1 protein-coding gene is annotated in these 591 nt (G+C 65.3%); it reads right to left on the reverse strand.

The features are described 5' to 3' along the window. Positions 1-154: 154 nt before the first annotated feature. The coding region (locus ACLD7X_RS17940; protein WP_411425049.1) for a hypothetical protein at positions 155-591 on the reverse strand (437 nt) is incomplete at its 5' end.

Below are 591 nucleotides of genomic sequence, written 5' to 3' on the forward strand. Positions count from 1 at the left end.
GCGCGGCCTTGCGCGACCTGTGGCTGGCGGACCACCCCAAGGCAAAGCTCTATGTCGCCTTTGCCGACTTTGCCTTTGTCCGCCTGCATCCCGTGTCGGCCCTGCTGAACGGCGGCTTTGCGCGCGCCTTCCGGCTGGAACCGGGCGACTTTCTCTAGTTCGGGTTGTCGCAGCGCAGCGTGACCTTGACCTGGCCGCGCAGTGCCTGGCTCCAGCGCAGATGGGCCAGCGTGCCGCCCGCGCCCTGTTCCACCTGCACCCAGGGCATCTCGCCCACCGCGGCACCACCCGCCGTGGTGATCGCGCCCTCGGCCACGATGGACTGCACGTTGCGCGCCCGGCTTCCAAAGGGCAGGAAGGCTGCCGCATTGATCACCCAGGTGTTCGACGCGGTATTCTGCGCATGTTCCACCGTCACCGGCGACTGGGTGATCTGGGTGATCCCGTTGAAGGTGTTGGCCTCGACCACGATGTTGCGGAACCGCGCGAAATCCAGGCCGGCCTGCGTGGCATCGACCCCCTCGATCCGGTCGATGTTGGTGTTCACCGTGCGAAAGACATTGTCGCACATCGAAAAGCCGTTGATGAAAT

Origin of the sequence: Aphanothece microscopica RSMan92 (assembly GCF_046613545.2) — a bacterium.
GTDB lineage: Bacteria > Cyanobacteriota > Cyanobacteriia > PCC-6307 > Cyanobiaceae > NIES-981.